3 protein-coding genes are annotated in these 23,810 nt (G+C 35.8%); all 3 read right to left on the bottom strand.

The window, feature by feature from the left end:
* Window positions 1–96: 96 nt before the first annotated feature.
* Window positions 97–9,357, bottom strand: a complete 9,261-nt coding sequence (locus GQR92_RS09585) for a T9SS type A sorting domain-containing protein (protein ID WP_158839079.1) — start codon at window positions 9,355–9,357, stop codon at window positions 97–99.
* A 575-nt stretch (window positions 9,358–9,932) separates the two neighbouring features.
* Window positions 9,933–16,130: a T9SS type A sorting domain-containing protein gene (locus GQR92_RS09580; RefSeq protein ID WP_158839077.1), complete on the bottom strand. Its 6,198-nt coding sequence runs from the start codon at window positions 16,128–16,130 to the stop codon at window positions 9,933–9,935.
* A gap of 35 nt (window positions 16,131–16,165) precedes the next feature.
* Window positions 16,166–23,740 (bottom strand): beta strand repeat-containing protein, encoded by a 7,575-nt coding sequence (locus GQR92_RS09575; protein WP_158839075.1) that lies wholly within the window; start codon window positions 23,738–23,740, stop codon window positions 16,166–16,168.
* Window positions 23,741–23,810 lie beyond the last annotated feature (70 nt).

Below are 23,810 nucleotides of genomic sequence, written 5' to 3'. Positions count from 1 at the left end.
AAAAGACCATAATAAAAAATTTTTATTTCTTTTATTATGGTCTTTTAAAATTTAATATATACCTCAATTTTAACATCGAGGTGTGCTATATATTACTTATTCAATTACAACTTTTTTATTCATTGTACCTTTATTTGTATTTACTTTTACAATGTAAATACCTGTTGGTATTTGATTTTTAATTTCTAATTGATACACTTCTTTTTGTTCTTTAATAGTCCAAAGGGTTACTTTTTTACCAAGGATGTCAAATAATTCTACATTATTGATATCTACTTCTTGATTTTTAGAAATTACAATGCTGTGATTATCATTATCAGCATAAATACTTGTTTGCTTAGCTAAAATATCATCTTCTAAATTAAGTGTAGTATTTGCATCAACAAAAGCCAAAACAAATCTATCTGTATATGTACCTTTTTTTAATTGATATGTAGCACTCGCATTATTAATTTGCTGCGTTTTACCTGTAAGTTTATCTTTTATAAATACCTCTTTGTTGATGTTATTAATTTCATCAATGTTGATGGTAATTACGCTATTTTTACTTACCACAATTTCTAATGGTACTTCTAATGTATTTGATATTTCTTGTACCCCTGCAATTACGTAACTAATAGCATCGTTTGGAAATTTCCAGTAGAAATCTGTAGGATTAATACCATACATTTGAGAATCTGAACCAGTTTCATAAGCAAAAGAATTTCCTTGTTTAAAAGAGATACCTATTTGACGGTGAAAACTGCTACCAACTGATGTTGCATAGTTCATTCCTAATTTTAAAATAGGTAATGCTGTGCTTGTTGTTTTTGCAGATGTTTTCTTTCCGCTTCTAAAGAATACAGATTCTCCAGATTCTTTTGTAACATATGCTCTTTGAGTATTATTGAAAACAATTTTTCCTTTTGTATTACTACCTAATACAAAAAATCCTTGACCAACTGCAATATATGGTTCTGGAGTTTTGTATGCATTTTCATATTCATCTCCACCTGTATCTGGTGTACAAGCAGTTTGCCCATCTTCATCCTTTAAAATTATTTTATCAATAAAAATTGGATTTAGAGAATTAGTACTAGAAGTTAGTGTAATACTACTTCCTGCCTCTATACACATTGCAAATTTTATTTCTTTGAAAAGAAGGTCTGAAGCGTTTTCTGTATTTGGAAAAGTTAATTCGCCTCTATCAACATTATTGATTTTAATGTTTAAGTTTTTAAGTCCATTAGCTCTATATAATACTCTTAAAGAGTCTACACTATTAGGAACATTAGAAAACGTAATTTGATCATTAAGGTTTAAAGAAACTTCAAATTGACCTGTACCTAATCCTAAAGGAAGTACAATTCCAGTTACCTCACTTCCATTTTCGGCTTCAAGAGTGCTGTTTACAGCTTCTCCTTTACCATAATTAGCAGCGGTAGCCATATCTTTATTTTGAGTGGCATATCCACCAACATATCCACCAAAGTTATGACCAGTAGTACCTGAAGCATCATTTTCTCCTACATGTTGCCAGAAGTAAAGTGTTCCTGTAATTGCACTATTATCATCTAAAAATTTTCTAGCATTCATAGCAGAAGGAAAAGGGTTTCCTACTAAGTAAGATTGTCCTTCACTTATTTCGTTTTCAGTGGTAAAACTACCGTCATTAGGTGTTCCTGCAAAAGTATAGTTTTGTTCTTGTCCTGGTCCTTTAAAGATATAACCGTCACCTTTGTTTATAGTTCCTCTTCTATATTTATGTTCCCAATTAGATCTTCCGTTATTACCAGCAGCGTAAGTATAAATCCAGTAATCTGCTAATGAAATACCAGTTGCATTTACACTACCATCATATCCTGTAACAAAAGTAATCACTTTAGGATCATTTGGTGTTGTACCATCTTTAAGTACCGTTGCAAGTGAATAAGTGTCTGTACCTGGAGTGGTAACAGGAGAACTCATATAATTGTAACGATATAAACTAGGTACTTCTGATTTTTGATCAACAAATAATTGACCATTTCCGCTAACTGTACTTTCATCTGTGTGTGTTTGTACCAATTGAGCAGTAGCACCTGTTAAACGAATTTCTCCGTCTAATACAATACTATTTGTAACCACTAATAGATTATCTGTTACTCTTAATTCTTTACCTGCGTTTACTTCTAATTTTCTAGCACTAAATCTACTACTTTCATGATTGTAATATTGATCAATTACAACATAACGAGACCTGTCTGGAAAACCATTACTCCAGTTACCATTTTCTCTAACCGTTTTTCTAATTCTATGTAAACCTAATAATGTATTAGCTTCTGAATCAGAATTTTTAATTTCTGAGATTAACGGATCTTGAGGGTGTCTTTTTGCGCTAGTATCATCTACACCATATCCTGATTGGTAAGTTGTTATAGCATCATTTATAAAAACAACCCATTCACTTTCTGTATAAGTTGCATTAGGAGCTATCGTTTCATCAATTCTTACAACAGAAGTATTGTTGGTTACATTAGAAACCACATCGTATTTGTTTTCCCAAGAATAAACCCCGTTAGCTGCAGAAAGTGTAATGATATCATTAGTAGCATCATCTAAATTTGTTAAATCATTGTTAGTAATGATTGTTGCATCAGATGCTATTTCTGCACTTGTGATTATTGAATTACTTGAGTTTTTAAATAAAACAGAGTTACCTGCTTCTAATAATGTACCAATTGTATAAGAAACATCTGGATTAACACCTGTTTGATCGCCTGTTTTATCTTTGTACAATTGTACTTTAATAGTGTTTGCAGGAATCGTTGCATTACCGATGTTGGTAATTTCAATCCATTTATCTGTACCAAATTGATATACCTGTGTAATCATAGCTTCTGCAGCTTCTGGTGCATCTCTATAATCTAGATCACCTGTACCAGGATTAAAGTCGTTGTCTTCATCACCAAAAGAATTTTCTAAAGAGGTAAGGTCTGTTACTTTATTATTAGGGTTTAGACCATCGTTTACAGTAGATCCTGCTATTGTTGAATCGTTATTATCATCAAAAGCATCGTCTAAACCATCTTTATCTGTATCCGTTCCTGATACAACATTTGCTGTATGTCCGTTTTCTACAATATCTAAAATACCATCATTGTCAGAATCTGTATCTAAATAATCAGGTTCATCAGTATTGTCTGTATTTTCAGGAACAACACCAATTCCACTTACTTCATAAACATCATCTACACCATTGTTGTTTGCATCTGTAATACCTGTAGCAACGCCACTTGGAGCAATATAACCACTTGTAGTTTGTGCTTCTATATTATCTGGAATACCATCATTATCTGCATCGATGTCTAAAAAGTTAGGTATACCATCGCTATCTGCATCACCATCTGTGTAAGAGTTAGGGTTACCATCATTATCCGTATCTGATCCTGTAGTAACTAAAGGAGCATTTTGCACATTATCATCAAACCCATCATTATTGGTGTCATTTGTTAATATACCATTTGCAGCGATAGCATCTACTTTACCATCTTTATTGGTGTCTGTACCACCTGCTTCTATAATATCTGTAATACCATCGTTGTCCGCATCTAAATCTAAATGATTAGGAATACCATCACCATCTGTATCACCAGTAGTGTAAGAATTTGGTTGCCCATCATTATTTGTATCCGTTCCTGTAAGTACTAAAGCATTGTTTTGGTTGTTAGAAGTACCTGTTACATCACCATCTACAAGATCATTAAAACCATCGTTGTCAGCATCTACAAAACCATCTGCTAAACCATCACCGTTTGTATCTGTACCACCAGCTTCTATTAAATCTGGAATACCATCGTTGTCTGAGTCTAAATCTAGTACATCTTTAATTCCGTCTCCGTCAGTATCTGGGTTTGCAATTGGTGTTCCAGCAGTAAAACTAGGAGTACTTCCAGATGTATCTGTAGTGTCGTAGTTGTCATCTAATCCGTCATTATCTAAATCGATCATAGAGGTTGGGTCTCCTGAAATAGGATAATCAACAACTCCATCACCATTTGTATCTACTCCGCCAGCTTCTACGATATCAGCAATACCGTCGTTGTCTGAATCTAAATCTACAAAATTAGGAATGCCATCATTATCGGTATCACCATTTACGTAAGAATCTGGTTTGCCATCATTATTAGTATCAGCACCTGTTAGTATTAAAGCATTGTCTTGGTCGTTAGAAGTACCTGCTACATGACCATCTACAAGGTCATTAAGACCATCGTTGTCTGTATCTACAAAACCATCTGCTAAACCATCACCGTTTGCATCTGTACCACCTGCTTCTATAACATCTGGAATACCATCATTATCAGCATCTAAATCTTGAGCATTAGGTATACCATCACCATCTGTATCTGGATTTGCAATTGCATTACCATTAGTCCCGCCTGTAACATCAGTATCATAACGATCATCTAAACCATCGTTATCTATATCATTTACCAAGGTTCCATCAGTATTTATAGCATCTACTTTACCATCACCATTTGTATCTACACCACCAGCTTCTACGATATCTGGAATACCATCATTGTCTGAGTCTAAATCGAAATGATTAGGAATGCCGTCACCATCTGTATCATATACATCAGGAATACCATTATTATCACTGTCTGTGTAGTCTGTTGTGCTACCGTCTCCAGTACCATTATTGTCTGTAGTGTCTAAATAATTAGGGATACCATCACCATCTTCATCACCTTCAGCATCGTTACCACCATTTTCTATAGTATCAGGAATACCATCATTATCATCATCTAAATCGTAGTAATCTGCAATACCGTCATTGTCGTTATCTTGAATATCTCTATAATCTAGATCACCTGTACCAGGATTAAAGTCGTTGTCTTCATCACCAAAAGAATTTTCTAAAGAGTTAAGGTCTGTTACTTTATTATTAGGGTTTAGACCATCGTTTACAGTAGATCCTGCTATTGTTGCATCGTTATTATCATCAAAAGCATCGTCTAAACCATCTTTATCTGTATCCGTTCCTGATACAACATTTGCTGTATGTCCGTTTTCTGCGATATCTAAAATACCATCATTGTCAGAATCTGTATCTAAATAATCTGGTAAATCTGTGTTGTCTGTGTTTTCAGGAACAAAACCAATTCCGCTTACTTCGTAAACATCATCTACACCATTGTTGTTGGTATCTGCAATTGTAGTTCCTGTAGGAGCAATATAACCACTTGTAGTTTGTGCTTCTATATTATCTGGAATACCATCATTATCTGCATCGATGTCAATAAAGTTAGGTATACCATCGCTATCTGCATCACCATCTGTGTAAGAGTTTGGGTTACCATCATTATCCGTGTCTGATCCTGTAGTAACTAAAGGTGCATTCTGAACATTATCATCAAACCCATCATTATTTGTGTCATTTGTTAATGTACCATTTGCAACGATAGCATCTACTTTACCATCTTTATTGGTGTCTGTACCACCTGCTTCAATAATATCTGTAATACCATCGTTGTCTGAATCTAAATCTAAATGATTAGGAATACCATCTCCATCTGTATCACCAGTAATGTAAGAATTTGGTTGACCATCATTATTTGTATCCGTTCCTGTAAGTACTAAAGCATTGTCTTTATTGTTGTCTGTACCAAGTTGACCAATATCACCATCTACTGCATCATCAAATCCATCGTTATCAGTATCGTTTAGAAGTTTGCCATTTGCATCAATACTATCAACTTTACCATTACCGTCAGTATCTACACCACCAGCTTCTATTAAATCTGGAATACCATCATTGTCAGCATCTAAATCTAGCGCATCTTTAATTCCATCTCCGTCAGTATCTGGGTTTGCAATTGGTGTTCCAGCAGTAAAACTAGGAGTACTTCCAGATGTATCTGTAGTGTCGTAGTTGTCATCTAATCCGTCATTATCTAAATCGATCATAGAGGTTGGGTCTCCTGAAATAGGATAATCAACAACTCCATCACCATTTGTATCTACTCCGCCAGCTTCTACGATATCAGCAATACCGTCGTTGTCTGAATCTAAATCTACAAAATTAGGAATGCCATCATTATCGGTATCACCATTTACGTAAGAATCTGGTTTGCCATCATTATTAGTATCAGCACCTGTTAGTATTAAAGCATTGTCTTGGTCGTTAGAAGTACCTGCTACATCACCATCTACAAGGTCATTAAGACCATCGTTATCTGTATCTACAAAACCATCTGCTAAACCATCACCGTTTGCATCTGTACCACCTGCTTCTATAACATCTGGAATACCATCATTATCAGCATCTAAATCTTGAGCATTAGGTATACCATCACCATCTGTATCTGGATTTGCAATTGCATTACCATTAGTCCCGCCTGTAACATCAGTATCATAACGATCATCTAAACCATCGTTATCTATATCATTTACCAAGGTTCCATCAGTATTTATAGCATCTACTTTACCATCACCATTTGTATCTACACCACCAGCTTCTACGATATCTGGAATACCATCATTGTCTGAGTCTAAATCGAAATGATTAGGAATGCCGTCACCATCTGTATCATATACATCAGGAATACCATTATTATCACTGTCTGTGTAGTCTGTTGTGCTACCGTCTCCAGTACCATTATTGTCTGTAGTGTCTAAATAATTAGGGATACCATCACCATCTTCATCACCTTCAGCATCGTTACCACCATTTTCTACAGTATCAGGAATACCATCATTATCATCATCTAAATCGTAGTAATCTGCAATACCGTCTTTATCATTATCTTTAAGATCTCTATAATCTACATCTCCAGTTCCTGGGAAGTTATTGTCCTCATCGCCAAAGGCAGTATCTATTTCACTTGAGTTTGTTACTGTTTGTTGACTACTAGAACCATCGTTTACAGTAGCACCTGTTGTACCAGAATCATCATTATCATCAAAAACATCATTTAAACCATCGTTGTCTTTGTCTGCATTAATGTCTGCAATTTCATTATCTACATCTCCGTTTTCAATAATATCGGCAATACCATCATTATCCGCATCTGAGTCTAAATAATCTGGAGTATCATCATTATCTGTATCAACAGGGGTTAAACCTGTATTGTTGTTTTCGTAAACATCATCAATACCGTTATGATTGGTGTCATCCATGTTAGATCCAATACCACTTGGTGCAATGTAGTTGGTTGTTGTTTGTGCTTCGATATTATCTGGAATACCATCATTATCTGCATCAATATCTATAAAATCAGGAAAACGATCTCCATCTGTGTTTGCAGGTGTATTTCCTGTATTTGCAGAACTAGGAATACCTAAGGTTGTTGTTGTATTACCTACATTTCCGTCAGCAATTCCGTCTTTGTTATTATCCTTCCCGCCAGATTCTACAACGTCAGTAATACCATCGTTGTCTGAGTCTAAATCTAAATGGTTTGGAATACCATCACCATCTGAATCTAAAATGGTAATACTATCTGGATTTATAAAATTACTAATACATTTAAATTCTACTTGATGTTGTCTGCCCGTTGCAATCACTCCATTTTTTCTGGCTACAGCTCCTAATCTAATAATATAAGAAGAAGAGGCACCGTGTTCTGTAGAATAGTTTACTTGTGGAAAATTATTTGTAACAGAAGGATATTCATTATAACCAGCTGTACCAACAACCCAAGAAGTTGGTTGGGTTATTGTTAATTCTGTTGGGTTATTTACAACATAATCTACAGGTATTTGAGACCAGTTTTGTTCTCCGTAATTGCCATTACCATCTACGTCGTTAAAATTAACGAAAAATTTATTTACAATAGTAGGAGTAGTTGTATTTGTTATAACAAAGTCGAACTTATATTCTGTCCATGCTTGGTCTCCAATGTTTGCTATGCTAAATGAAGATTGTGGTTGAAAAGCATTGTTGTTTCCTGCAATATTGTCATCTAACTTAGGTAAAGTAGTTATGTTTTTAAAACCTACAATAGTAACCAAAGCATCTATACCATCTGCTACATTTGGAAACCTAAAGACTTCTCCTTGTAAAAAAGTAGCACTATTTCCATCTCCTGATTCTTCGGTATAAGTATTATTAAAATTTAAAATAGTTTCACCGTCGCACGCAGGTTTACCAGGAGTTCTAGAATAGCCTTCATCGGTATCTAAAATACCATCGTTGTCATCATCTAAATCGGTAATGTCTGGTATACCATCTTTATCGCTATCTAATAATACAGTAAGTTCTAAGGTACCGTTATTAGAACTAGCGCCATAGGCGTCTTTTACTCTAAATAAAACGCTAGCGTCTCCTATATAATCTGTTATTGGGGTAAAGGTTACTATACCAACATTATTAACTTTATATTCTCCTACACCAGGTATTACTAATGGGTTTCCATTGCTTCCTTGGTTGCTAGGGTTGTTAGGATCTATTAGTGTTACTGTATTTTGATCTAAATCACCGTCAGGATCGCTAGAGCCAGTAAGTACATTCTTAGAGAATGTACTATTAGCAATAATGGTATTGTTTAAACTATTTACCACTACTGGTGGACTATTAACTACTACAACAGTTGGGTTGCTAAAAACAACTTCTCCTAAAAAACCAACAGAAATATTTCTTTGAATATCTGGTTGGTTATTATTTCTACCTAACGCAAAGTCTACAATACCAACATTCTCAAAATTTAGTTTTACAACAGATCTTGTATTGGTTATTGATACCGTTTCATCTGTTGTATTCGTTTCACTATTAAAACGAGTTGAGTTTATTGTTCCTGTACTTGCCGTAATAATTGTACTAGCTGCTAGTTCATAACTATTAGGTGATACTTCTACCCATTCTCCTGCATCTAAATCTATAACTTCTAAAGTATAAGATTCTAAAGGAAAGGTTATTGCATCATTTAAATTAGAGTCTGCAGATCCTGCTATAATAAACTCTATTTGCCAATGTACAGCTTCACCCGGAGTATCGTATGTAATAATTGGTTCAAATCTATCTTCTACAAATTGAGTTTGATCAATATTAGAAATAACAGGTGTACCTGTAAATGATACAATCTTTAAAAGAGCATCTACATTGATGTCGCTTCGGTTAGCACCAATTTGTACATCCTTAATTAAATAAATGGCTCCCGGTTGTTTGTCTAAGCCTTGTTTTAATATTTGAGTATTCGGAAAAATCGGATGATTTTGTCCGGATACATTCTGAAATGCTAATAAAAAAAGTGTTGATATTATAAGGTAATGAGCCTTGTTTAGTTTTAGTTTCGATGCTGTTTTTAAATTTAGCAAGGCATAACTAGCAGGGTTAAATACATGAAAACGAAATATTCCCCCAAATATTTTCGTTTTTTTTAAATATTTAAACATAAAAAAAATTTTAAGGTGCAAAAGTACTTCTTATTATTTACTTAGTACTCTTATTAAGACACTTCTATATTCTAGAAGTCACTTTTAAGTTCTTTTTTTGTTTTTAGAGCTAATTTTAAGGAACAATATGTCCGTTTGAAGCCAAATATTTTGACTTCAAATTACTTTACAAGAGTAGGGTAGTAGGTGGTTAGAAGCTCTATTATTTAGACTTTGTAGGAGAGGTAATAACAAGTGAATATTTAATAAAAGGTATGTTTTTTACTATTTTACAATTATTAAAACTGATTGCCAGTTAAGATACAAGAATAGTGAAAATGAGTAGAAATAATGATATTTAAATTGTAATGATTTTTTGAGTATAAACGAAGTCAATATTTTTTTATTGAAATTAATTATGTAGTTTTTATTTATCAACTTCTCATCAAAAGACAAAAAAGTAAAGTTGATAAAAAGGACATCGTATATCTTATTTTTAATTTTCAATAAATAAAAAAACCAGTGAAAATTAATTCACTGGTTTAAATTTAATAATTGTTAATCTATTTTTAGTCAGTCAAAATATAAAGACTGTTTTACTCAATAACAATTTTCTTATTGATTGTTCCTTTGTCTGTTTTCATTTTTACAATGTAAATACCTGTTGGTATTTGTTTTTTGATTTCTAATTGGTAAGTCTCTTTTTGTTCATTGATGTTCCAAATAGTTACTTCTTTTCCTAGTAGATCAAATAACGTTACATTATTGATGTGTATTTCTTGATTTTTAGAAATCACAATATTATGATTTTTATTATCAGCAAATATACTTGTTTGTTTTGCTAAGATATCATCTTCTAAATTAAGGGATGCATCTTTGGCAACAAAGGCTAAAACAAATCTGTCTGTGTAGGTACCTGTTTTTAATTGATAACTAGCACTTGCATTATTTAATTGTTGTGTTTTACCTGTAAGTTTATCTTTTATGTATATGTCTTGGTTGATGTTTGTGGTTTCATCAATTACAATTGTAATAACACTATTTTTACTTACAACAATTTCTAAGGGTACTTCTAAAGCATCAGATATTTCTTGCACCCCAGCAATTACATAACCGTTGGTGTCGTTAGGAAACTTCCAATAGAAGTCCGTCGGATTGATATCATACATTTGAGAATCAAATCCTTTTTCATAGGCAAAAGAATTTGCTTTGTCAAAAGATATGGCAATCTGGCGATGAAAATTATTTCCTACAGCATTTGCGTAGTTCATACCAAGTTTTAAAATAGGTAATTCTTCTGTAGGCGATTTCTTTAGCGTTTTCTTTTCACTTTTAAAAAGGACAGATTCTCCAGATTCTTCAGTAACATATGCTCTTTGGCTGTTGTTAAATACAATTTTATCTTTAGTATTACCTCCTATTACAAAGAATCCTTGACCAACTGCAATGTAAGGTAGTGGGTTATCGTATTTATTGTTTTCATTACCAACACCAGAACAAGCAATGTAACCATCTTGATCTTCAAATACTATTTGGTCAATTTTAATAGTATTTCCATCGTCTGTAGAAGTTAATGTAATGTCACTACCTGCTTGTACACAAAAAGTAATTGTTTGTTCTATATAATTATTGCTTGTACCCGTAAAAGTAATTTCACCTCTATCTTCATTGTTGACTCTAATTTTTAGATTTTTATCAACCAGAGCTGCATACGTTATTTTTAAGATATCTACACCATTAGAAATATTAGAAAATTTCAGATAATCAGTTTGGTTTAATGAGATTCCAGCATTAGGTTCAAGTGGAGTTACTTCTCCTGTATATTCTGCATCTTCAGCCTGAAGTGTATATTGTACAGCTCCTGTAAGATGTGCAGTATATGCGTTTGTAGAGGTAATTTTATTTTGCGAAGCATAACCACCAATATATCCAGCAAAGTTATGTCCAACAGTTCCTTGTGCATCATTTTCTCCAACATGTTGCCAGAAATATAACGTTCCGGTAGTAGCGTCGAAATTATCGTCTATAAATTTTCTAGCATTCATAGCAGAAGGGAAAGGGTTACCAATTAAATAAGATTCTCCGGTATCAATTTCATTTTCTGATGTAAATTTACCGTCATTAGGGGTTCCCGAAAAAGTATAGTTTTGTATTTTACCAGGTCCTTTAAAGATAAATCCATCACCTCTTTTTATGGTGCCACGTCTGTATTTATGTACCCAATTAGATCTTCCGTTAACACCCGGAGCATAGGTATAGACCCAGTAATCTGCTAATGAAATAGCTGCTGTGTTGGTAGCATCAAAAGAACCATCATACCCTGTAACAAAAGTAATGTCTTTAGGGGTATTGGGTGTTGTACCATCTTTAAGAACTTTAATAAGGGAATAGTTGTCTGTTCCAATACTTGTAACAGGAGAACTCATATAGTTGTAACGATATAAGCTAGGTACCTTAGATTCTTGGTCTACAAATAATGTACCTATAGTTCCAGGAACAGTACTTGTAATAGTACTAGTACTCATGTGTGTTTGCACTAATTGAGCAGTAGGACCCGATAGTCGAATGTCTCCATCTAATAGAATACCATTTGTAACTACTAATAGATTGTCTGTTACCCTTAGTTCTTTAGCAGAGTTTACATCTAGTTTTCTAGCACTTATTCTGCTACCAGTATGATTGTAATATTCGTCAATTACAACGTAACGTGATCTGTCTGGAAAACCATTACTCCAATCACCGCTTTCTCTAATCGTTTTTCTAATTCTATGCAGACCTAATAGTGTATTAGCTTGTTTATCAGAATTTTTTATTTCAGAGATTAATGGATCTTGAGGGTGTCTTTTAGTATCTGTATCATCTCCTCCATATCCAGATTGATAAGGAGCTATTGCATCATCAATAAATACAATCCATTCAATAGCGTCATAATTTTTGTTAGGTGTTAACGTTTCATCAATTCTTACAACTGAAGTATTGTTAGTTACACTAGAAACGATGTCATATCTATTTGCCCATGAATAAATTCCTTCTGCTGTTGAAAGCGTAATAATATCATCAGCTCCATTAATATCAGTTAATGCATCATTTTCTATAGAGGTTGCATCAGAAGCTATTTCACCAGTCAGAATTATTGAATTAGTAGATTGTTTAAATAAAACAGAATTACCAGCTTCTAGTATGGTACCAACTGTATAAGAAACATCTGGAGCAATACCTGTTTGATCTCCTGATTTATCTTTGTACAATTGTACTTTAATGGTATTTGCAGGGATATCTGTTACACCTATATTGGTAATTTCAATCCATCTTTCCTTAACCGCATCAGTATCAGCACCAAATTGATATACTTGGGTAATCATTGCGTTTGCTGCGGAAGGTATATCTCTATAATCAAGATCGCCTGTACCAGGATTAAAGTCATTATCTTCATCACCAAAAGAATTCTCTAAAGTAGTTAAAGTAGTTATTGCGTTATTACCATTAGCACCATCGTTTACGGTAGCACCATTAGTTGCAGAATCATCATTATCATCAAAAGCATCGTCTAATCCATCTTTATCCGCATCATTTCCTGAAGCAACATTTGCTGTATGTCCGTTTTCAGCAATATCAAGAATACCATCATTGTCTGAGTCTGTATCTAAATAATCTGCTAAATCTGTACCGTCTGTGTTTTCTGGGACAAAACCAATTCCACTTGTTTCATAATTATCATCTACACCATTATTATTTGTGTCTGCCATAGCAGTACCAATGCCACTTGGAGTTATGTAACCACTAGTAGTTTGTCCTTCAATATTATCAGGGATTCCATCGTTATCTGCATCAATGTCTAAAAAGTTAGGGAAATTATCTGAATCAGCATCTCCATTTGTGTATGTATCTGCTATTCCATCATTGTTTGTATCAGCAGTAGTTGTAATTAAAGGCGTACCTATAGAGCCATCTACAGCGTCATCAAAACCATCATTGTCCGTATCTGTTGTAGTGTCTACTTTACCATCTTTGTTAGTATCTGTTCCGCCTGCTTCAATAAGATCTACAATACCATCGTTGTCAGAATCTAGGTCTAAATGATTCGGAATTCCATCACCATCGGTATCAACAGTATTACCATTACCACCAATCATATTACCAGCACTATCTGTTTCTATCAGTGCCGTACCATTTGTACCGTCAGGACCTGGACCGTCTGTTGCGTTTTGATCATAAATATCTGCCAAACCATCTTTGTCTGCATCTGTATTTGTGTCTACTAAACCATCTCCATTAGTATCTACACCACCTGCTTCTATTAAGTCTGGAATACCATCGTTGTCTGCATCTAAATCTAAATGATCCGCAATTCCATCGGAATCACTATCAATAGAATTACCAGCGCCATCTAGCATATTACCAGCAGCATCAGTTTCTACCAAGGCTGTACCATTTGTACCATCAGGACCTGGACCGTCTGTTGCGTTTTCATCATAAATATCTGCCAAACCATCTTTGTCTGCATCCGTATTTGTGTCTACACGTCCGTCACCATTGGTGTCAATACCACCTGCTTCCACAAGATCTGGAATACCATCGTTGTCTGCATCTAAGTCTAAATGATCTGCAATTCCATCGGAATCACTATCAATAGAATTACCAGCGCCATCTAGCATATTACCAGCGGCATCAGTTTCTACCAAGGCTATACCATTTGTACCGTCAGGACCTGGACCGTCTGTTGCGTTTTCATCATAAATATCTGCCAAACCATCTTTGTCTGCATCTGTGTTTGTGTCTACACGTCCGTCACCATTGGTGTCAATACCACCTGCTTCCACAAGATCTGGAATACCATCGTTGTCTGCATCTAAGTCTGTACTATCTAAAAGACCATCTCCGTCTGTATCTCCATTCGGGTAATTGTCTGGAATACCATCGCTATTACCATCTGTACCTGTAATAATTAGTGCTTTTGTTGGATCTGTAGTTCCGTTTATATCACCATCTACAAGATCATTAAAACCATCATTGTCTATATCTACAAAATTATCAGCTCTACCATCTCCATTAGCATCTGTTCCGCCTGCTTCTACCACATCTGGAATACCATCATTATCTGCATCTAAATCTTGTGCATTTGGAATGCCATCACCATCTGAATCTGGATTAGAAATAGGAGTTCCTGCAGACCAACCAGTAGAACTTCCTGCGGTGTCTGTATCGTCATAAGTGTCTGCTAAACCGTCACCATCAAGATCTACCATTGTTGTAGGGTCTCCAGGAGTTGGGTAATCTATTACACCATCTCCATTGGTATCTACACCACCAGCTTCTACAATATCTGGAATGCCATCGTTGTCTGTATCTAAATCTAAATGATTAGGAATACCATCGCCATCTGTATCATAAACATCTGGAATACCATCGTTATTAGAATCTGTATAGTCCGTTGTACTACCATCTCCACCGTTTCCGTTATCGGTTGTGTCTTTGTAGTTTGGTATGCCGTCTCCATCTTCATCGCCATCTGCAAAATTTACTCCATTTTCTGCAGTATCAGGAATACCATCATTATCATCATCTAGATCTACGCTATCTGGAATACCGTCTTTGTCAGTATCTTTAATATCTCTATAGTCAAGATTACCAGTAGCAGGATTGTTAGGATTAAAGTCATTATCTTCATCACCAAAAGAATTCTCTAAAGTAGTTAAAGTGGTTATTGCGTTATTACCATTAGCACCATCGTTAACGGTAGCACCATTAGTAGCAGAATCATCATTATCATCAAAAGCATCGTCTAATCCATCTTTATCCGCATCATTTCCTGAAGCAACATTTGCTGTATGTCCGTTTTCAGCAATATCAAGAATACCATCATTGTCTGAGTCTGTATCTAAATAATCTGCTAAATCTGTACCGTCTGTGTTTTCTGGGACAAAACCAATTCCACTTGTTTCATAATTATCATCTACACCATTATTATTTGTGTCTGCCATAGCAGTACCAATGCCACTTGGAGTTATGTAACCACTAGTAGTTTGTCCTTCAATATTATCAGGGATTCCATCGTTATCTGCATCAATGTCTAAAAAGTTAGGGAAATTATCTGAATCAGCATCTCCATTTGTGTATGTATCTGCTATTCCATCATTGTTTGTATCAGCAGTAGTTGTAATTAAAGGCGTACCTATAGAGCCATCTACAGCGTCATCAAAACCATCATTGTCCGTATCTGTTGTAGTGTCTACTTTACCATCTTTGTTAGTATCTGTTCCGCCTGCTTCAATAAGATCTACAATACCATCGTTGTCAGAATCTAGGTCTAAATGATTCGGAATTCCATCACCATCGGTATCAACAGTATTACCATTACCACCAATCATATTACCAGCACTATCTGTTTCTATCAGTGCCGTACCATTTGTACCGTCAGGACCTGGACCGTCTGTTGCATTTTGATCATAAATATCTGCCAAACCATCTTTGTCTGCATCTGTATTTGTGTCTACTAAACCATCTCCATTAGTATCTACACCACCTGCTTCTATTAAGTCTGGAATACCATCGTTGTCTGCATCTAAATCTAAATGATCCGCAATTCCATCGGAATCACTATCAATAGAATTACCAGCGCCATCTAGCATATTACCAGTAGCATCAGTTTCTACCAAGGCTGTACCATTTGTACCATCAGGACCTGGACCGTCTGTTGCGTTTTCATCATAAATATCTGCCAAACCATCTTTGTCTGCATCCGTATTTGTGTCTACACGTCCGTCACCATTGGTGTCAATACCACCTGCTTCCACAAGATCTGGAATACCATCGTTGTCTGCATCTAAGTCTAAATGATCTGCAATTCCATCGGAATCACTATCAATAGAATACCAGCGCCATCTAGCATATTACCAGCGGCATCAGTTTCTACCAAGGCTATACCATTTGTACCGTCAGGACCTGGACCGTCTGTTGCGTTTTCATCATAAATATCTGCCAAACCATCTTTGTCTGCATCTGTGTTTGTGTCTACACGTCCGTCACCATTGGTGTCAATACCACCTGCTTCCACAAGATCTGGAATACCATCGTTGTCTGCATCTAAGTCTGTACTATCTAAAAGACCATCTCCGTCTGTATCTCCATTCGAGTAATTGTCTGGAATACCATCGCTATTACCATCTGTACCTGTAATAATTAATGCTTTTGTTGGATCTGTAGTTCCGTTTATATCACCATCTACAAGATCATTAAAACCATCATTGTCTATATCTACAAAATTATCAGCTCTACCATCTCCATTAGCATCTGTTCCGCCTGCTTCTACCACATCTGGAATACCATCATTATCTGCATCTAAATCTTGTGCGTCTGGAATTCCATCTCCATCTGAATCTGGATTAGAAATAGGAGTTCCTGCAGACCAACCAGTAGAACTTCCTGCGGTGTCTGTATCGTCATAAGTGTCTGCTAAACCGTCACCATCAAGATCTACCATTGTTGTAGGGTCTCCAAGAGTTGGGTAATCTATTACACCATCTCCATTGGTATCTACACCACCTGCTTCAATTAAATCTGGAATGCCATCGTTGTCTGTATCTAAATCGAAATGATTAGGAATACCATCGCCATCTGCATCATATACATCTGGAATACCATCGTTATTAGAATCTGTATAGTCTGTTGTACTACCATCTCCAGTACCACCTGCAGTATCTGCAGTATCTTTATAGTTTGGTATGCCGTCTCCATCTTCATCGCCATCTGCAAAATTTACTCCATTTTCTGCAGTATCAGGAATACCATCATTATCATCATCTAAATCTACGCTATCAGGAATACCATCATTGTCATTATCCTGTACATCTCTATAATCTACATCTCCACCAGTACTTACATCACCATCGGTGTCTGTAAAGTTATCCGCTTGTGTATTGTCATACTCTCCATTTACATCAGTATAACCTAGGTCTGTGTCGCCGGTTTCTATAGCATCTACTAATCCGTTAGTGCCTACAGCACCTGTTACAACACCACTTCCATCATTGGCTAATCCACTTCCAGATTCAATAATATCAAAAATGCCATCATTATCTGCATCTAAATCTATATAATCTGCAGTATCAGCACCATCTGTATTTACGGGTACAATAAGAGTTCCGGTAACACCAGAACAATTTGCGCCGGTACAATCTGGGTCATACGCATCATCTAAACCATCCTTATCGGTATCTACTCCTGTTGGAGCCACATAACCTAAAGTAGTTTGTGCTTCTATATTATCTGGAATACCATCATTATCTGCATCTAAGTCTAAGTAATCTAGAATACCATCAGCATCTGAACTTGTTGGCATAAGACCTGTATTTGCTGAAGTAGGAATACCATTTGAACCTGTATTGTCTGCATTGTTATCATTGTCATCTGCTCTTCCATCATTGTTTGAATCTGTTCCTCCTGCTTCTGTTACATCTGGAATACCATCGTTATCTGAGTCTAAATCTAAATGATTTGGAATACCATCATTATCCGTATCTAAAGCCGCACAATATTTAAGTTCAAATAATTGTGTTGTAGCATTACTATTGTCTCCATTTTCTTTACCTACTACAATAATAATTTCATTTAAAGGCCCTTGAGAAGATATTAAGACCGCATTAGATGGAGCATTTGCTCCGATAGCATTACTTACAAGAGATTGCCCTGTAATTTTATAGCTTCCCGATGCTAGTGTACTATTGCTAATTGTTAAAGGAGTATTTGAACCGTTTAAATTGGCTAAAAAATCAGTTCTGTCAGAATGATCAGAACCACCCCATTTAAATTCTACATTAAATACTGGTTGTGTAAAAGTTATTTTATACACTGCAGCACTAATAGTTGCTGCATTTGCAGGATAAAAAGAACCTGAAGGGAAATTAGTAAAATTGGGTTGCGTATTTATATAGTTACCATCTACACCAACCGTAGGCCCTTTACTTGACACACCCGCTACCCATTGAGCAGCATTTATTAATTCATAACTAAAAGTAGCACTTGTACCTCCAAAAGAATAAATGTTTGCAACATTACCAGAAGCATTTCCTCCATTTGTATTTGTTGAAGTGTTTGTAAAAGCTTGTCCTAAATCTATGTAAGAAGTAGAAGGACAACTAAAGCCTTCATCAGTATCTAAGATACCGTCATTGTCATCATCTAAATCTACGCTATCTGGAACACCATCTTTATCATTGTCATTATCTTGAGCATCTCTATAATCTACATCTCCACCGGTATTTACATCGTTATCTGTATCTGTAAAATTATCTGCTTGAGTATTGTCATACTCTCCATTTATATCCGTATATCCTTGGTCTGAATCGCCTGTTTCTATTGCATCTACTAATCCGTTAGTACCTACAGCACCAGTTACAACGCCATTACCATCATTTGCCAATCCACTTCCTGATTCAATAACATCAAAAACACCATCGTTATCTGCATCTAAATCTATATAATCTGCAGTATCGGCATTGTCTGCGTTTACAGGGTTGATAATTGCTCCGCTTACACCAGAACAATTTGTGCCGGTACAATCTTGATCATAAGCATCATCTAAACCATCATTATCGGTGTCTGCTCCTGAAGGTGCGACATAACCTGTTGTAGTTTGTCCTTCTATATTATCAGGAATTCCATCATTATCTGCATCTAAATCTAAGTAATCTGGAACACTATCTCCATCTGTACTTGTTGGTGTAAGACCTGTACCTGCTGAGGTGGGAATACCATTTGAACCTGTGTTATCTGCATTGTTATCATCATCATCTGCTCTTCCATCATTATTAAGGTCTATTCCTCCTGCTTCTGTTACATCTGGAATACCATCATTGTCTGCATCTAAGTCTAAGTAATCTGGAATACTATCTCCATCTGTACTTGTTGGTGTAAGACCTGTACCAGCTGAAGTTGGAATACCATTTGAACCTGTATTGTCTGCATTGTTATCATCATCATCTGCTCTTCCATCATTGTTTGCATCTGTACCTCCTGCTTCTGTTACATCTGGAATACCATCGTTATCTGAATCTAAATCTAAGTAATCTGGAATACTATCACCATCGGTATCTTCACATTGACCTATTAATTGGGTTTTAACAGGATTAGCAAATGTGGTTGAACCAAAGAGATAACCTGTATCATTAGTAGGCCCATCTCTTTTTCTAAAGCTAGCAGTAAAAGAGCTTGTTTTAAGCATCTCTGTTTTTACCATTATTTTAGTGTTACTAGTATTTGAATTAAGTGATGAAGTAAACACAGTTTCTCCACCTACAGAATTAACTATAATATTTGTAGGAGTATCTACCGTATAGGCAGCAATTTCATTGGTGTTAAATGTAATAGACTCTGTACCGTTACCGCTAGAGAAACCTGTTACAAGGTCGATATCTTTCCAAACAAAACTTGCTATAACAGGAATTAATGTGTTGGTACCAGAAATTAGGTATTCAAATTTTAATGATGCAGAATCTCCGTCAAAAGAAAATTGGTTTCCTCCTAAAAAAATAGGATATATGTTAGGACTCGAACCTACACCTGCTATATTAACAGTCATGTTTGCTGGGTTAGAATTTGATAAAACGGTTACCCTTAAATCAATACTTTCCCCGTTATAAGTAGTAATATTGGAATATACTGCGATGTCACCAACGTCTCCTGGAGCTCCAGAATCTACAAAAGAGCTACTAATTTGTGAGATATTTGCAGATGGAACAGTACATTCTTCAGTATCTAAAATACCATCATTATCGTCATCTAAATCTACACTATCTGGAACACCATCTTTATCATTGTCATTATCTTGAGCATCTCTATAATCTACATCTCCACCGGTATTTACATCGTTATCTGTATCTGTAAAATTATCTGCTTGAGTATTGTCATACTCTCCATTTACATCCGTATACCCTTGGTCTGAATCGCCTGTTTCTATTGCATCTACTAATCCGTTAGTACCTACAGCACCAGTTACAACGCCATTACCATCATTTGCCAATCCACTTCCTGATTCAATAACATCAAAAATACCATCATTATCTGCATCTAAATCTATATAATCTGCAGTATCGGTATTGTCTGCGTTTACAGGGTTGATAATTGCTCCGCTTACACCAGAACAATTTGCTCCGGTACAATCTTGATCATAAGCATCATCTAAACCATCATTATCGGTGTCTGCTCCTGAAGGTGCTACATAACCTATTGTAGTTTGTCCTTCTATATTATCAGGAATTCCATCATTATCTGCATCTAAATCTAAGTAATCTGGAACACTATCTCCATCTGTACTTGTTGGTGTAAGACCTGTACCTGCTGAGGTGGGAATACCATTTGAACCTGTATTGTCTGCATTGTTATCATCATCATCTGCTCTTCCATCATTGTTTGCATCTGTTCCTCCTGCTTCTGTTACATCTGGAATACCATCGTTATCTGAATCTAAGTCTAAGTAATCTGGAATACTATCTCCATCTGTACTTGTTGGTGTAAGACCTGTACCAGCTGAAGTTGGAATACCATTTGAACCTGTATTGTCTGCATTGTTATCATCATCATCTGCTCTTCCATCATTGTTTGCATCTGTACCTCCTGCTTCTATAACATCTGGAATACCATCGTTATCTGAATCTAAATCATAAATGTTTAAAACACCATCTTTATCTGTGTCTCCAGAACATGTACCTCTTAAAATACTAAATGCATCTAAAGCAATATCTGCCCCAAATTCTTCTGGATTAGTTTGCACTAAAACAATATCTATATTTTTTGTTACTGATGCAACAAAATCTGTTTCGTTTAACTGCCAATTTTGGTTACCCTGTGTAATATTATTTAAACTAAAATCAGGAATTCCTGCAAGTGTGGTTGTACCAGCATTATAAAACTTAAAAGAATAAGAATTTACAAACGGATCTGTATTTGAAACTTCTGCTGCATAAACCGCTACAGAATACGATACACCTGCTACTACAGTTACGTTATTTATAGAAACAATTTCTCCAAACCTACCATTTCCATTATGATCTACATCAAGACCTCTACAAATATTAGTGGCATCACTTGCATCTGCTGCAAATGCATTAAAAACAGCAGCTTTACCCGATGGTACCGGATGCAAGCCTTTAGTAGCCTCTACAACACCCGTTGTTGGTTGCCAACCTGTTATTGTTGAAGGGTCTAAAAGATTAATACCCCCACCTTTTGGTATGTTAAAACTAGGACTAAATAAACAAGCAGCGTCATCAACACCAGCATCTGTAACAAAACTAGCTGCCTCAAAACCTTCTGTAACTAAAGGTACAGAATATACGATACCCATACATTCATCTGTATCTAAAATACCATCATTGTCATTGTCTTGGTCACAAGTGTCATCTAGACCATCGCCATCGGTATCTATACCAGAAGCAAATGGACAATCGCAAGATGTTACTGCTGCATTTATGTAATTTCCAGAAGTGTTTGGTGTAGCAGCTGTATTTGGTACACCTGTAGCACTTACATCGTTAGATGGAAATTGATAGTTTGTTGATTGGTTAGTAGTTGTACCTGCTTCTATAGCATCACTACAACCATCGTTGTCACTATCTAAATCTAAATTATCAGGTATTCCGTCACTGTCGGTATCTCTACAAATAGTACCAGAAATAGTTATTGATGTAGTTAAAAGATGTGTAAGGATTTGTCGCCCATCTGCATCACTAGTTGTGATGTCATCTACAATTATAAAAAATGAGTTTACAGGAGTTTTTGGGGTAAAAGTTGCATTATATCCATCTTGAACTAAATCATCGCTGTGATTAAAAATAACTTCAGAAACAGCTCCTTGTGATACAAAATTATTAAAATTATATATGGCTAATTCTGCTTGAGTTATATTAGAAACGGCTGTTGCTCCAACAGGAGAAGTAGTTATTTGAGCACTACTTAATGCGTTTCCACTGGCTACTAAATTAGACCAAAAACCAGGAACACTTGCTGCAATCGCATCTTGTGCTGTAGAGTTGTCCATATTACCAATACCACCTAAACCAATAGATTCAATATTAAAAGCAGTACCATTTGCAGAAAACGCAGATACTTTTAATTTGGGTTGGTCGTTTGCGTCATTTGCAATGACTTCGAAAATTATTTCACCTGTAGTAATATTTTTTATAGTTGTACCATCATTTGGGTCTGCACCTCCATCTGCAATTGTAAAACCATTATTAGTACCAACAGTTCCTGCAGCTTCTAAAACTACTTTATTACCTGCGGCATCTTTATAAACTAATTTACCACCAGCAGCTATATTGCCTATAACGCTTTCTGCAGGTACTAAATTAAATGTAGTACCTGTAATAGCAGAACAACCTTCGTCAGCATCTAAAATACCATCATTGTCACTATCTTCATCGTTAACATCTGCAATACCGTCATTGTCTGTATCTGTTAAGTCTGTAACTGTAATTTTTACACTTCCATCAGTTCCGTTTGCTTGGTTTCCTCCATTTGTTGCTCCATCAGCTCCAGCTGTAATAATACTAGTAAGATAAGTAGTAAGAGTAGTGTTAACATAAGAACCTCCACCACCAGCAGAACCACCATTACCGGAAGCACCACCACCAGAATAACCACCAGCACCACCAGCGTAATTAACTCCACCAGCACCACCACCAGTAAGTCCTCTACCGCCACTACCACTACCAATTGCAGAGGTTCCTCCAGCAGCTAAAGAATAATTGGCAGTAGCAGTACCTCCACCAGAACCAAGAACACTTGCTGTATTAGCACCTGCGGAGTTTATACCTCCTCCACCAGCACCAGCCCCAACGGTTGCACCACCACCAGCACCATTAGTTCCACCAGCACCACCACCAATTCCTACTCCGTTATCTCCGTTTGTTGTGCTATTAGCACCCAAACCAACTGCACCAGCAGAATTATCTCCACCAGCACCACCACCAGCAACTAGTACTAAGGTGCCGTTAATGTATATACCAGTACTACCAGCACCACCAGCTTCACTACCGCCAAAACCGCCTTCTGCAACTAGATAGTTAATAACGTCTCCGTTGTTTAGGTTATAGGTTGCGTTAATAATAGCTCCTTTACCACCACCAGTAGTAGTTCCGTTTCCTCCATTAGCACCAGTGATAGCAAAAGAAACCTGTTTTGGACCACCAGAAATGGTGTAAGAGGAGCTACTTACAGTAGAAGTATTGACTACTTCTGTTTGAGCTAGTATTTTGGAATTAAAACCAAACAGAAAAAGTATTGGCATTATAAAATGCGAAGCTTTTTTAAAAATTGTTTTAAAAAGAGGCGTATGAATGCTAGGGGGTACTAATTTAAAACGAATTATTTCCCAAGATAATTTCGTTTCTTTTAGATAGTTCATCATGTAAGAAAGATTTTAAAAATGTAAAAGGGCTAAATATTATTATTGATTGTTTGTTAGTATTAGTTGTCTG

It is taken from the genome of Polaribacter sp. L3A8 (assembly GCF_009796785.1).
Classification (GTDB): domain Bacteria; phylum Bacteroidota; class Bacteroidia; order Flavobacteriales; family Flavobacteriaceae; genus Polaribacter.
Note: the sequence above shows the minus strand (reverse complement) of the source record. Positions and strands in the feature narration are given on the sequence as shown.